This window comes from Paenibacillus sp. FSL R7-0204 (genome assembly GCF_038002225.1).
Classification (GTDB): domain Bacteria; phylum Bacillota; class Bacilli; order Paenibacillales; family Paenibacillaceae; genus Paenibacillus_AQ.
The window spans coordinates 6,266,892-6,280,759 of the sequence record NZ_JBBOCA010000001.1; the positions used below are offsets into that span (position 1 = coordinate 6,266,892).

Consider the following 13,868-nt stretch of genomic DNA (forward strand, 5'->3'; position numbering starts at 1 on the left):
CTGTATTTGTTTCTTAACAATCTATTCGCCTCACCCGGTATTTGCCTGTACTTCCGCCCGCCTCCGGGCTGAAAGTATCCGCAGCAGCTGCCTGCAATGATTACAAAATCCCCCACAAAGTGGGGCTTTAGCCTCGAGGATGACTCAGGTACTTTGCGTGGACCCCAAAACATATAAATTCTTATCTATCAAAAAAGCGCATTCCCGGAAATCCGGAAATGCGCTCTGTTCTGTTAAGCAATGGGAATGGTATACCGATAGCCTTAGCGTTTGCTCGGATCGTAAGGTTCACCAAGCGCCTTAGGTGCCGAGGAACGGCCCACTGCACTCACCAGAACAATAATGGTTAACACATAAGGAATCATGAAGATGAATTCCTGCGGAATGCTCTTGGACCATTCAAACAGCTGGACATAGTTGCGGATCGCCTGGGAGAAGCCGAAGAATACCGCAGCACCGAAGGCACCAAGCGGATTCCACTTCCCGAAAATCATCGCAGCAATGGCAATGAAGCCTTGTCCCGAGATCGTATTGTGCGCAAACGTACCTGTAGTAGTCAATGTAATAGTGGCTCCGCCGATCCCCGCCAGCAGCCCGCTCAGCATTACTCCGATATATCTCATCTTGTTGACGTTGACACCCAGGGTATCAGCCGCACTCGGATGTTCCCCGACTGCACGCAGACGCAGTCCGAACGGAGTTTTGAACAGGACGAAATAAATGACAATGACTAAGATAATCGCCAGATAAGTGGTTGGATAGGAGTTAAATATCCCCTCGCCGATGACCGGAATCTTGGAGAGCCCGGGAATCGCCACTTTGCTGAATCCGTCGATTAGCGGAGTTTCGCCTGATCCTTCGAAAAACAGCTTAACCATGTACAATGTGCTGCCTGCGGCCAGGAAGTTAATAACCGTACCACTTATCGTCTGATCAGCCTTGAAGGTAATCGCAGCCACTGCATGAATCAGTGAACCGATTACTCCTACAGCCATGGCACAAAGCACGCCGACCCAAGGTGCCCATTCGCCCATACCTGCATCTTGAGCATAGTAGCCACCTACGGCAGCTGCAAAGGCACCAAACATCATTAAACCTTCAAGTCCGATGTTCACAACACCGGATCGTTCAGAGAAGATGCCGCCGAGGGAGGCAAATATTAGCGCTGTGGAAAAAACAAGCGTCGTATTGAGCAGTTGGCCTAAGACTACGAAGTCCATCTATAACACCTTCTCTTTCTTGCGCTTGAAGTAAAACGGTTTGAGCACCCAGCGTACAATGCCTTGCGCAGCAATGAAGAATATGATCGAACCAATCACAATACGGATCAGCTCCGGCGGCACATCGGCGCCAAAGCTCATACCAGCCGAGCCATACGTTAACGTGCCGTAAAGAATGGCAGCCAGAATGACACCCAGCGGATGAGTCAATCCGAGCAAGGCAACAGCGATACCGTCGAATCCATAACCAGGTGAAGCTGCAAATACCGATTGATAATGGAAGACGCCAAGCACTTCACCAGCGCCTGCCAATCCTGCGAACACGCCGCTGATGAACATAGCCTTCACCACGTTACGTCCAACATTCATGCCTGCATACTCAGCAGCATGCGGATTCAGACCTACTGCGCGCATCTCGTAACCCTGCTTGGTCTTCCACAGATAGACATAGAAGAAGGTAGCTGCTGCCAGGGCAATTACAGTTCCCCAGTGCAGACGGGCGTTATCGAAGGTGGAGAAGAGGAAGGTCATGGAGAGAGAAGCCGGATTATCCTCCGACCGGTTCTGTCCCTGCAGAAGCAGGAACGTCCGGACAATATAGTTCGACAGGAAGAGCGCAATCCAGTTCAACATGATTGTTGTAATAACTTCATTAATTCCGCGCTTAGCCTTCAGATATCCGGCAATACCGGCCCATAGTCCGCCGCACACAGCGGCTGCAATGACTGCAAGCGGGACTAACAGGAAACCGGGCAATACGCCGCCAAGCTTAATGCCGACAACAGATGCAGCCGTCATTCCGATCATGACCTGCCCGTCCGCACCAATGTTGAACATCCCTGAGCGGAAGGCAAAGGCTACAGCCAGACCCGTCAGCATCAGCGGAGTCATCTCACGGATCGCCTCACCGAAATCATACGGGCTGCCAAACACACGCTTGAACAGCGCAGAGTAGGCTGCAATAGGATCGTAACCGCCAAACAGCATGACAATAGCACCTACCAGGAAACCCAGCAGAATCGCTACAAGCGGAACGATATAGCTGTCTGTTGCGAATATTTTCCGGAGTCTAGACATCCGCATGACCTCCCCGCTTCAAACTGCCCGCCATCATCAGACCCAGTTCCTGGTCGTTCGTGTCCTGCGGGAATACTTCTCCGACAATCTGTCCTTCATAAATAACGGCAATCCGGTCAGATACATTCATTATTTCATCCAATTCAAAAGAAATCAGCAATACTGCCTTGCCTTGATCCCGCTGGGCAATGAGCTGCTTCTGCACAAATTCAATCGCCCCGACATCCAGTCCGCGTGTTGGCTGTGCGGCAATCAGCAGAGTCGGATTCTTGTCTATTTCCCGCGCAATAATCGCTTTTTGTTGATTACCGCCGGATAAGGAGCGGGCTTTGTTCTCTATGGAAGGTGTACGCACATCGAACTGTCTTACCAAATCTTCGGCATGCTTGTTAATCACTTCTGTGTTCAAGAATCCGTTCTGGTTGTACGGACTCTTATAATACGTCTCCAGAACCATGTTCTCACTTACAGTGAAGTCCAGCACCAGACCATGCTTGTGACGGTCCTCCGGAATATGGGAGACATTCATTTCAGATACCTTACGCGGAGACAGATTAGCAATCTCCTTACCGGAGACCTGGATCGAGCCCGAATCAATCTTGCGTAGCCCAGTAATGGCCTGAATCAGCTCACTTTGGCCGTTACCGTCCACTCCGGCGATTCCGAGAATCTCCCCTGCCTTCACTTCAAAGCTCAGGTTATTCAGCACAGGCACGCCATCCTTGCTCTTGCTGCTGACATTAGACAGCTTCAGGATGCTCTCGCCAATATGCGGTGTCTGCTTGTCCACTTTGAACGTAACCCCGCGTCCGACCATCTTCTCAGCCAGCTCATTCGGATTGGTCTCCGCGGTCTTCACCGTATCAATTACCTTACCGCGCCGGATAATCGTGACACGGTCAGAGATGTGCATAATTTCCTTCAGCTTATGCGTGATCAGGATAATAGATTTACCTTCAGCAACGAGCCGCTTCATAATCGCCATCAGTTCCGTAATTTCCTGCGGCGTAAGTACAGCGGTAGGCTCGTCGAATATAAGTATATCCGCTCCGCGGTACAGGGTTTTCATAATTTCTACCCGTTGCTGCATGCCTACCGAAATGTCATGAATTTTGGCATTTGGATTGACTTGGAGCCCGTACTGCTCAGATAGCTTACGAACCTGCTCCGCAGCGGATTTATAGTCAATTTTAAGACCTTTCTTCGGTTCCATGCCCAGAACAATATTCTCGGTGACCGTAAAAGGATCAACAAGCTTGAAATGCTGGTGAACCATACCAATGCCAAGTTCAATAGCTTTATTGGGGTTATCGATAATAACCGGTTTCCCGTCGATTTCGATGCTGCCTTCATCGGGCTGATACAGTCCGAATACGATATTCATCAAGGTTGATTTGCCTGCCCCGTTCTCACCAAGCAGCGCATGGATCTCCCCTTTTTCCAGCGTCAGACTAATAGAGTCGTTCGCAACGATACCGGGAAAGCGTTTTGTGATTTGCTTCAACTCTACGACAGGAGCCGCAGCACTCATGGAATCACCCTCATCACAGAATATATATAATATTGCCTTTTAGACACGGCTGTACCGCCCCACACAAGGACGGTACAGTTGTGATTGTCTATAACAGATGCTGACAGAGAACAAGGCCAGTACTTGAACCGGCCTTGCTTCGTCGTTATGTTAAATCGGGTAAAGCTGAAGCAATGAATTACTCGGCAGGAACAACAACTGTTCCATCAATGATTTTTTTGCTGTATTCGTCAACCTTAGCCAGAATATCTGCACTAACGTTAGCTTTGGAAGTTTCAGGGAGACCTACACCGTTGTCTTTCAGACTAAGAACAGTTGTAGTTCCGCCTTTGAATGTTCCGTCAACAACCTGCTGGGAAACCTTCTTAACCGCTTCGTCAACACGTTTGATCATGGAAGTCAGCGTTACATCATCGCCAAATTCCAGGGACTGGTCTTTGTCGACGCCGATAACCCATACTTTAGAACCGCCGGCTTTGTTGCGGGATTTTGCTTCGTTGAATACGCCGTTGCCTGTTGCGCCTGCAGCAGGGAAAATAATGTCGTTGCCGGCATCATACAGCGTTGCAGCCAAAGATTTACCTGTATCAGGCTTGTCATAAGCACCTGCATAAGTGATAGTTACTTTTGCATTAGGGTTAACCGCTTCTACGCCGGCTTTGAAGCCCACTTCGAAACGTTTGATAACCGGGCTTTCCATACCACCGATGAAACCTACTTTGTTGGTTTTGGTTGTCATACCAGCAACAACCCCCACCAGGAAGGAGCCTTCGTTCTCGGCAAAGGTTACAGATTCAACGTTAGGAGCGTCCACTACACTGTCGATGATGGCCAGATTGGCATTCGGGTTTTCTTTGGCAACCTTCAGTACAGCATCGCCAAGGTCGAAGCCGATTCCCCAAGTCAGATCATAGCCGCCTTTAACGAACTGGTTAAGGTTAGGCTCATAGTCTGCATTGGATTTACTCTGCAGGTATTTAATTTCAGCGCCGAAATCCTTCTCCATAGCCTCCAGTGCTTCCCAAGAAGACTGGTTAAAGGACTTGTCATTAACTCCGCCTACGTCAGTTACGAGACCCAGCTTGACAGCCTTAGGAGCCTTAGTTGCTTCAGGTGCTTCTGTTGCAGCTGCGTCTGTTGGTGCAGTAGTTGCTGTTCCAGCATTGGAGCCGGAATTAGCGCTGTTATTGTTACCGCAACCTGCCAGAATGACAGTGAAGGCCATAACCATAACCAAAGATAGTTGGTAAAACTTCTTCATCGAAAGTGATCCCCCTTAGTAAATTGGATGTCTTCTGTGTTCTGCTTTGGACATACCATTAGTACAAATTATACCTGCAAAAAAAGCTAAAATCCAGTCTATTAATGACCTCAGGTCAATAATAATTTGCATTTTTCAACAAGAAATCGCTTACCTTGACATAAGCTGTTACCTATGTGTCCGATATATGTTAGAAAACCTCAAAATGTATCTATGGCTCCAAGTGCATTAACATTATTATTGCACAGGGAAGGCTTTTCTATTATCATGTATGATTACATCTTGTACGCAAAGGGAGTTACTGAAAATGGAACAAGAACACACACCACAAGCTGCACCCGACTTCAAATACTGTCATGAATCCCGCGTATTCAAAACCGGCCGTGTCTTCCCGAATGATGTGAACAATCACAAGACACTGTTCGGCGGCAAGCTGATGAGCACCATTGATGAAGTGGCCTCCATCTCGGCCATGCGCCACTGCCGGGTCAACGTCGTAACGGCATCCGCTGACTCTGTAGACTTCCTCCTGCCGATCCGGCCGACGGATTCCGTCTGCTTCGAATCCTTTGTCTCCTGGACGGGCCGTACCAGCATCGAGGTATTCGTCAAGATTATCTCCGAGAATCTCTATACAGGCGAACGCGCCGTTGCCGCTACTTCATTCCTGACCTTCGTAGCCATGAATGAAGACGGCACTACAGCCCCTGTTCCGGCCATCGTGGCCCAGACCGACGAAGAGAAGCTGATCTGCCAGTCTGCGGACGAGCGGTCCGCCCTGCGCAAGCTGAGACGCTCCAGCAGCAAGAAACTCGCTTCGCTGCTCAGCACTACAAAATACTGGGAATAGCCGTCATCCGGCGGTTCCCGCCGCACAAAAAAGCACCGTCACACGGGAGAACCCGCAGGCGGTGCTTTTCGGTTTATAGCTTCTTACGCGTTGATCTTCTCTTTGGCAACAACAGCCAGGGAGTTGAAGGCGTTCAGATCGTTCACTGCCAGATCAGCCAGCATCTTACGGTTCACTTCTACACCAGCCAATTTCAGGCCGTATACAAGCTTGCTGTAAGACAGACCGTTCAAACGGGCTGCAGCATTGATACGAACGATCCACAGTCTGCGGAAGTTACGTTTAGTCTGACGACGGTCACGGTATGCGTAAACCATCGATTTCATTACTTGCTCTTTAGCTGTTTTGAAAATGCGGTGCTTGGAACCGAAGTAACCCTTTGCCAGCTTCAATACTTTTTTATGTCTACGACGAACTACAAATCCGCCTTTAACTCTTGCCATATTAATAAACCTCCCAAAAATGTGTGATTAACTATTTCAAGTTAGCGAGTCCTTGTTTCAAACGTCTTACATCCCCAGGGGCCATTACCGGATTGCCGTTCAATACGCGTTTTGCACGCTTCGATTTGTGGGACAGCAAGTGGTTCTTGTGAGCTTTGTAACGCAATACTTTACCAGTTCCAGTGATCTTGAAGCGGCCTTTCAGGCTGCTATGTGTTTTCATTTTAGGCATGGTGTTTCCTCCTTGAATATTATGCGGCGCCAGATTGCTATGCAAGTGACTCCAAGATTATTGGGGCTTCGGAGCCAGAATCATGATCATGCTGCGGCCTTCCAGCTTAGGCTGGCGCTCTACAACAGCAATTTCTTCTACTTCGCTCTTCACGCGCTCCAGGATCTTCTGGCCGATACTAGCGTGGGTAATCTCACGGCCGCGGAAACGGACGGAGCACTTCACTTTATCGCCTTCGCCCAGGAACTTGATTACATTGCGGAACTTGGTCTGATAATCATGTTCCTCAATGTTTGCACGGAACCAGACTTCCTTGAGATCCACGATCTTCTGGTTCTTACGGGCTTCCTTCTCTTTCTTCTGCGTTTCATAACGGAACTTGCCGTAATCCATGATGCGGCATACCGGCGGCTTCGCCTGCGGTGCTACGTTGACTAAATCCAGATTAAGATCGATCGCCATTTGTAACGCCTCGCGGATCGGCTTGATCCCGATTTGTTCACCCTCTGCTCCGACCAGCCGAACCTCTTTGGCACGAATTTCATCATTGATCATATGTTCCTTACTGATAATCCTCCACCTCCGAATAATTTTCAGATAATATATTACGGTTCTCCATAAAAAAGGGATGCCGGTAATTCCCCGACACCCCGTTTGATCAACGTTCATGAATTGTAACCATTCATAAAGCATTGAGATCAAAACCAGCAGGCTGTTAGCCAGTCAGGTGAGAAGCCGGTGCTTCTGCTTGCAATCCCTATGTTTTGCACACTTGAATACTATACATCATCAGACCTAAGATGTCAACATCTTCTGAAATTATTAATTTGCAGCGCGGATTATGAAACCTGCTTGCTCTGCACTTCTTCCAGCCGGACTACGCGCGTATGCTTGGTATGACTCCACTGCTTGTTGTTCTGCGTGAAGAACGCATAGAACGTGATGGGATACCATGAAAGCAGATAGACCGGGAACACCAGCAGGTACAGGTAGACCTTCTTGAACTTCACCCGCTCCAGCGCCATGGCCAGCAGGAAGGTCAGAATGTTCGCTCCTACGGCAAAGTACCCGAGCCAAAGTGGCAGATGTCCGTAAATATTCGCAATATGCGGACCGTCGAACACAGCATTATCCACAAACATTACGGCAGTCATCAGGAATGTAAGCAACACAATATATACGTTCGCTCCGTAGAGTGCCAGGTCGAACTTCGTCAGGCTGCGTTCCTTAATCCCCTGCCACAGCAGCGGGAAGAAGTAACGGCGGGCTACGGTGAAATGACCCTGCATCCAGCGCAGACGCTGTCTGGAGGATGCCTTGAAGGTAAGCGGCTTCTCATCGAATACTTTGGCATCATAATTAAATTTTGGATATACACCCTTGGAGGCGCTGCGCATGGTGAATTCCAAATCCTCGACCAGACTGGTTGCGCCCCAGCCCATTTCCTTCAGCAGGTTCGTCTCGAAGCACATACCTGTTCCGCCGAGGAAGTTGGCCATCTTAAGATTATGGCGCGACAGCTGCCACAGCCGGTTAATGTACCAATAGGATACGCCATATGCAGCCGTAATCCAGGAATCCTCCGGGTTCTTCGTATCGATGTAGCCTTGAATAACCCGTCCGCCTGAACAGAGATCGTTGTTCATCTCTGTCAGGAACTCTGTATGCGCAAGGTTGTCGGCATCGAACATGACAACAGCGTCATACTGGCGGGGCAGCGCCCACAGCTCCTTCAGCATCCACTCGATGGCATAGCCTTTACCGCGCAGGTTACTGTTGGTACGTACACAGGCATTCATGCCGTGCTCCCGTACAATCGCAGCTGTATTATCCGTGCAATTGTCACAGATGACAAATACATCGTACAGTTCCTGGGGATAATTAAGCTGCTTCAGGTTTTCCATCAGGGCGCCGACCACTTCTTCTTCGTTATGCGCAGCAACCAGCACGGCAAATGATTTCTGCGGCGCATACTTAACCTTATTCTTCTTCTTGCGCAGTCCAAACAGTGAGAATGCAAACTGATAAACTGCAATTGCCGCCAAGATCACTTGGAGCGTAACAAACAGTGCGTCTGTCATGATCTTTAGATGCCCCCTTTTTCAAATCTTGATGTTTTTTCTCTTTCTCTCTCTAACTTGCTAACGTTCTATCTGACCCTTTTGTTGCATCCCTTACTGTAGACAAGAATTTCCCCTTAGTTTCGGGCAGGATTCCGAGTTTGTATGGTCACGTTCAGAAGATATGAATATGGATTCCAGTGTACTGGCTGGCTCCTTATTTCTCTGTTACCTTATAAACGCGTTCTTCCTGCTTGAATCATTGTAGACGCTTTGGGGCTCCCAAGTCAAAAGAGACATTTTTCGAGCGGACCTGAGCTTTTTCTTGAACGGTCTACCTTAAAAAAGTATGATAAAGACAGCTTCAGGCCGTGAAATCTGCTGCTTAAGCTGCGCCAGAACTCTTTTAGCCGGACTATCGGAGGGACATGATATGAGACCTTTATTCAAGAAACTGCATCTCCTGGAGCAGCGGGTGTTTCAATGGATTAACGGACGGATGCACAATCCGTTTCTGAACTTCTGGCTCTTCTACCTCACTCATCTCGGAGGTGCAACAAGTGCGATCGGCATCAATCTCCTGGTCTGGGCAGTGTGCCCGCAGCCATGGAGAACTACAGGGCTGCAAGCGCTGGCCGCGCTGGCGATAAGCCATGTGCCCGTCGCTATCGCCAAAAAGCTCTACCCGCGCCTGCGGCCTTATCTGGCCCTGCCGGACACCAATACGTTCCGTAATCCGCTTAAGGATCATTCTTTTCCTTCAGGCCATACGACCGCTATCTTCGCCTCAACGGTTCCTTATATGATAGCATATCCTGTCCTGACTGCAGTTCTGCTTCCTCTGGCCTGCACAGTCGGATTCTCCCGGATCTACCTCGGGCTGCATTATCCGTCTGATGTCCTGGCTGGAGCAGTCATTGGGTCTGGAGTCGCAGCCGGTACGCTTGCCCTCTGGATATGATGCCTGAGGGACGTCCGGCCAGTGAATACCTCTAGGGAACAGGTGAACTATACATTGCGCAAAAAAAGAATATTATTGCTGTCGGAGGGCTTCGGTGCCGGGCATACCCAGGCTGCATATGCGCTGTCGAGCAGCCTGCGGAAGCTGTCTCCGGAGGTGCAGACCAAGGTGCTTGAGCTGGGAAGCTTCCTGAATCCCAAGGTGGCCCCGCTGATTGTCTCGGCCTACCGCAAGACGGTCACCTCCCAGCCCCGGCTGATGGGCTACGTGTACCGTCACCAGAAATCATTCAATCGTCTTACCACACTTGCCCTGCACCATTTGTTTTATACGCATGCCCAAAATATTGTGAAGCAGCTGAAGCCGGACATCATCGTCTGTACCCACTTCATTCCCGGTGCTGTTATCTCACGCCTGAAGCGGCTTCATCCGTCGCTGAAGGCCCCGCTGATTACGGTCATTACGGATTATGACGCCCATGCCAGCTGGATCAGCCCGCAGGTGGACCGCTATCTGGTATCCACTCCCGAGGTCAAGGCGAAGCTTCGCCGCCGGGGTGTTGCCGCCTTCAAAATCCGGGTAACCGGGATCCCTGTACACCCGAGCTTCTGGGAGCAGCACGGCCGGGAAGACATTCAAGAGCAGTTCAAGCTGCTGAGTATTCCAACGGTCATGGTTATGGGCGGCGGATGGGGCATGATGAAGGATGAAGTAGTGAACGCGGCCTTGACCGGATGGCGGGACAAGGTGCAGATTGTGTTCTGCCTCGGCCAGAATGACAAGCTGCTGCAGGAGATGAAGCAAGACGAGCGGTTCAGGCATCCCAACATCAGGCTGCTGGGCTTCACCCGGGAGATTGACAAGCTGATGGAGGTATCCGACCTGCTGGTCACGAAGCCGGGCGGCATGACCTGCAGCGAAGGCTTGGCCAAGGGCCTTCCCATGCTCTTCCACTCTCCGCTGCCGGGCCAGGAAGAAGAGAACTGCCGTTACTTTACTGCCGCCGGCCTGGGGGAGCCTATCAGCTCCCTCGATGTAGTTGACAGGTGGATGGAGAGGCTGCTGAATGATTACGGGAATGTCCGCACGGCGCGCAAGGCCCATCTGGAGGCCATCTCCAGGTACAACCCGCTGCAAAGCGCCCAAAGCATTATTGATATGCTGGATAAACCGCGAGCAGAGCAGGGAAAGTTAAGAACTTAAGTTAGAACGCAAAAGGCAGTCCGGTATGAACGAACCGGACTGCCTTTTGCTGTAATAAACCGGCAATGCATCTAGAGACGGTACTTGTCCAGACGGGTGGCCTGATATTGCTTCAGTGCCTCATCTCCGACAATCGCCTCGCAGCGGTGAATGTTCACGCCGCGGCCATAGAACTTGGTCTCGTATTCGGTCATTACATGCTCTTCGTTGATTACGCCGCCCTCATGCAGATCAAGGGAAATATTCTTCATCTGCAGACCGTAGTCCGCAAAGGCATTAAGCGAGAATTCAAACAAGCTGCGGGAATCCGTCTTCAAATGGATCTCGCCGAGCGGACTGAGTAGTCCGCGGTATTTATCCAGAAAACGCGGATGGGTCAGACGGCGGCGGGCATGCTTGCTTTTCGGCCAGGGATCACTGAAGTTGAGATAGATCCGTTCCAGCTCCCCCGGAGCGAACACTTCCTCCGCGTAATCGATATTGGCCAGGGCCACTCTCACGTTCGGCGGTGTCTCTTCACCTGCCGGCTCCCATACATTCCGGGCCTTCTCGGCTGCACGCCGTACCAACTCGTCATACATATCTACGCCGATGAAATTAATCTCCGGGTATTTGAAGCTCATCTGACTGATAAACTGCCCCTTGCCCATTCCGAATTCCACATGAATCGGATGATCATTGCCGAACAATTCGGACCAGCGCCCCTTCAGGCTGCGTGGTTCCAGGATGACCAGATCGGTCTGCTCCTCAAGACTTTCACGTATTCCTTTTCTTCCGCGTAAACGCATAGGTACTCCTCCGCTTATCTCTTATTGCCTTATCTGTGAATAGGATAAATGCCACTTGCAATATTGTGCCGAACTTACCGGCAAAAGTAAAGGGATTTCAGCAAAAGAAAAGGAACTTCCGTCCCGCCCTTGTTGGACTGGTCGAAAGTTCCGTGCGTCTTGTATTCTGTAATACCGGCCCGCCGTTCAGCGGACTGCTATTTATTTATCGAACTCGAAGGTCTTCTCGAACGCATTGCGGATCTTCCGCTGCGCTTCTGTCTTGATCTTGTGGTTGCCGTTGAATTCTACGCCTGTCAGGGCGAGAGCTTCATCGGGAGTCAGCTGCACATCAATCGAACCTTTGTTATCAGCAAATACCGCTTGCAAATTCATCGTTATCACCTCTAAGGTTTAGTATGGACCGGACGACACGAAATTATGAATTCAAAGCATATGATTGTGGTTGCTGCAGCGGCTTTTTTAACACTTTAAATATAACATAATGTGTAAGCATTTTCAAGCCGAATGGCGGTAATTCACAGCCTATTTTTAGTTTTTTTTCGGCGGATTTCCGGGAGGGATTGTTACGTTCATCACGGATTTTTGATACAATGGGAAGGTTAATGAAAGGAGCTGCACATGTCTAATCTTCAACAAGCCTCCTCTCCGCTTCTGTGGGGGGATAAACGCTTCCATACCTGGAACTACGAAATGCGCGGGCAGATGGATACCAAGGTGTTCAAGGTCATGCTCGATGCGGGCTTCACCTGTCCGAACCGTGATGGTTCCATTGCAAAAGGAGGCTGTACGTTCTGCAGTGCCAGAGGGTCAGGCGATTTCGCCGGAAGCCGCCGGGATGATCTGGTCACCCAGTTCAACCATATCCGCGACCGCCAGCATCAGAAATGGCCGAATGCCAAATATATCGGCTATTTCCAGGCCTATACCAATACGTATGCTCCTGTCGAGGAGCTAAGGGAATATTATGAAGTCATTTTGCAGCAGCCCGGGGTTGTCGGCCTCGCCATTGCCACCCGCCCCGACTGCCTGCCGGATGATGTAGTGGAGTATCTCGCGGAGCTGAACCAGCGCACCTATCTATGGGTGGAAATGGGGCTTCAGACCATTCATCAGTCCACTTCGGATCTGATTAACCGCGCGCATGATACCGCCTGCTATACTGAAGCTGTTGCGAAGCTCCGCCGTCACGGCATCCGGGTGTGTACCCATATTATTCACGGGCTTCCGCAGGAAACGCATGAGATGATGCTGGAGACTGTAGCTGCTGTAGCGAATATGGGGGTTCAGGGAATCAAAATCCACCTGCTTCACCTCATGCGCAAAACGCCGATGGTGAAGCAGTACGAAGCCGGGCTCTTGCGGTTCCTGGAGCAGGATGAATATGTGAAGCTCATCGCCGATTCGCTGGAAATTCTGCCGCCGGACATGATTGTCCACCGCTTAACCGGCGATGCCCCGCGCGATGCTCTGATCGGCCCGATGTGGAGCCTCAAGAAGTGGGAAGTGCTGAATGCCATTGACCAGGAACTGGTTGCCAGGGACACCTGGCAGGGTAAGTACTGGAGGAAGGGCTGATGGGCTTCCTGTCTGTCCTTAGCTTCGCCCATAAGCTGACCGCTGAGCGGCTCTCGCCGGGGGGACTGGCTATCGACGCCACCGTGGGGACCGGCGCCGACACTCTGTTCCTCGCCAAGGCGGCCGGGCCGCGCGGCGGGGTGTACGGGTTCGACATCCAGCCGCAGGCGCTGGCTCTTGCCGGCGAGCGCCTGCGGCTGGCCCGGGAGGAAGCGCCTGCTGCGCTGGCTCCCGTGACGCTGCTGCTGCAGAGCCATGCAGCCATGGCTGCAGCCGTTCCGCCCGCCTGGCGCGGAACGGTCTCGGCGGTGATGTTCAACCTCGGCTATCTGCCTGCGGGCGATGCCGATAAGACCATCATCACCGAACCGGCAAGCACGCTGGCCGCGCTGGAGGCGGCGCTAGCGCTGCTTCGCCCGGGCGGGATCATCACGGCCGTGCTGTATCCCGGCCACGAAGGCGGCGGCAGCGAAGCCGCCGCTGTCGAAGCCTGGGCCGCCGGACTGGCCCAGCAGGACGCGCAGACTATCGTGTACCGGCAGCTTCAGCGAGAGTCTGCCCCGTATGTTGTAGCTGTAGAGAAGAAAAGAAGCTGATCAGAGATTGCAATCGCCCAGTTTTCGCAGCGATTGTATTTTCCCGGGACACTATCATCGGGTTGACA

15 protein-coding genes are annotated in these 13,868 nt (G+C 51.1%); 5 read left to right on the plus strand and 10 right to left on the minus strand.

Annotated elements, in window-relative coordinates; all coding sequences use genetic code 11:
• Window positions 1-263: 263 nt before the first annotated feature.
• From MKX42_RS27050 to MKX42_RS27065, 4 genes are all read right to left on the minus strand, one after another.
• Window positions 264-1,220 carry an ABC transporter permease gene (locus tag MKX42_RS27050; RefSeq protein WP_340756036.1) on the minus strand — a complete coding sequence of 319 codons (957 nt, stop codon included), beginning with the start codon at window positions 1,218-1,220 and terminating at the stop codon, window positions 264-266.
• Window positions 1,221-2,297 (minus strand): ABC transporter permease, encoded by a 1,077-nt coding sequence (locus MKX42_RS27055; RefSeq protein WP_340756038.1) that lies wholly within the window; start codon window positions 2,295-2,297, stop codon window positions 1,221-1,223.
• Window positions 2,290-3,828 carry an ABC transporter ATP-binding protein gene (locus tag MKX42_RS27060; protein WP_340756039.1) on the minus strand — a complete coding sequence of 513 codons (1,539 nt, stop codon included), beginning with the start codon at window positions 3,826-3,828 and terminating at the stop codon, window positions 2,290-2,292. Before MKX42_RS27060 ends, MKX42_RS27055 begins: the two co-directional genes overlap by 8 nt.
• A gap of 178 nt (window positions 3,829-4,006) precedes the next feature.
• Complete coding sequence (locus MKX42_RS27065; protein ID WP_340756041.1) at window positions 4,007-5,089, minus strand: BMP family lipoprotein; 1,083 nt, start codon at window positions 5,087-5,089, stop codon at window positions 4,007-4,009.
• A 307-nt stretch (window positions 5,090-5,396) separates the two neighbouring features.
• Here MKX42_RS27065 and MKX42_RS27070 point away from each other — a divergent pair, with 307 nt between their 5' ends.
• Window positions 5,397-5,939, plus strand: a complete 543-nt coding sequence (locus MKX42_RS27070; RefSeq protein WP_036696107.1) for an acyl-CoA thioesterase — start codon at window positions 5,397-5,399, stop codon at window positions 5,937-5,939.
• Window positions 5,940-6,022: 83 nt separating this feature from the next.
• On the opposite strand, the gene rplT is transcribed toward MKX42_RS27070, so the two are convergent.
• From rplT to MKX42_RS27090, 4 genes are all read right to left on the minus strand, one after another.
• A complete protein-coding gene (gene rplT / locus MKX42_RS27075; protein WP_036649386.1) occupies window positions 6,023-6,382 on the minus strand; it encodes a 50S ribosomal protein L20 in 360 nt (119 codons plus the stop codon).
• Between the two features lie 31 nt (window positions 6,383-6,413).
• Window positions 6,414-6,614: a 50S ribosomal protein L35 gene (rpmI, locus tag MKX42_RS27080; RefSeq protein WP_036696104.1), complete on the minus strand. Its 201-nt coding sequence runs from the start codon at window positions 6,612-6,614 to the stop codon at window positions 6,414-6,416.
• Between the two features lie 57 nt (window positions 6,615-6,671).
• Complete coding sequence (gene infC, locus MKX42_RS27085) at window positions 6,672-7,169, minus strand: translation initiation factor IF-3 (protein WP_036696103.1); 498 nt, start codon at window positions 7,167-7,169, stop codon at window positions 6,672-6,674.
• 284 nt (window positions 7,170-7,453) lie between these two features.
• Window positions 7,454-8,695: a glycosyltransferase family 2 protein gene (locus MKX42_RS27090; protein WP_340756043.1), complete on the minus strand. Its 1,242-nt coding sequence runs from the start codon at window positions 8,693-8,695 to the stop codon at window positions 7,454-7,456.
• 412 nt (window positions 8,696-9,107) lie between these two features.
• On the opposite strand from MKX42_RS27090, the gene MKX42_RS27095 reads away from it, so the two are divergent.
• Together MKX42_RS27095 and MKX42_RS27100 are read left to right on the plus strand one after the other, a co-directional pair.
• Entirely contained in the window at window positions 9,108-9,635 is a 528-nt protein-coding gene (locus MKX42_RS27095; protein WP_036696099.1) for a phosphatase PAP2 family protein, read from the plus strand.
• A gap of 54 nt (window positions 9,636-9,689) precedes the next feature.
• The gene (locus MKX42_RS27100) at window positions 9,690-10,838 is read left to right on the plus strand and encodes an MGDG synthase family glycosyltransferase (RefSeq protein ID WP_340757847.1); all 1,149 of its coding nucleotides are present in this window, start codon (window positions 9,690-9,692) and stop codon (window positions 10,836-10,838) included.
• Between the two features lie 71 nt (window positions 10,839-10,909).
• Here the strand turns inward: MKX42_RS27100 and trmB are convergent, their stop codons facing one another.
• On the minus strand, window positions 10,910-11,626 hold the full coding sequence (gene trmB, locus MKX42_RS27105) for a tRNA (guanosine(46)-N7)-methyltransferase TrmB (protein WP_076160578.1): 717 nt from the start codon (window positions 11,624-11,626) through the stop codon (window positions 10,910-10,912).
• A 201-nt stretch (window positions 11,627-11,827) separates the two neighbouring features.
• Window positions 11,828-12,001 carry a hypothetical protein gene (locus MKX42_RS27110; protein ID WP_340756045.1) on the minus strand — a complete coding sequence of 58 codons (174 nt, stop codon included), beginning with the start codon at window positions 11,999-12,001 and terminating at the stop codon, window positions 11,828-11,830.
• 246 nt (window positions 12,002-12,247) lie between these two features.
• Here MKX42_RS27110 and MKX42_RS27115 point away from each other — a divergent pair, with 246 nt between their 5' ends.
• Together MKX42_RS27115 and MKX42_RS27120 are read left to right on the plus strand one after the other, a co-directional pair.
• Window positions 12,248-13,204 (plus strand): TIGR01212 family radical SAM protein, encoded by a 957-nt coding sequence (locus MKX42_RS27115; protein ID WP_036696094.1) that lies wholly within the window; start codon window positions 12,248-12,250, stop codon window positions 13,202-13,204.
• Window positions 13,204-13,800, plus strand: coding sequence for a class I SAM-dependent methyltransferase (locus MKX42_RS27120; protein WP_340756047.1), 597 nt, complete (start codon window positions 13,204-13,206; stop codon window positions 13,798-13,800). Before MKX42_RS27115 ends, MKX42_RS27120 begins: the two co-directional genes overlap by 1 nt.
• Window positions 13,801-13,868 lie beyond the last annotated feature (68 nt).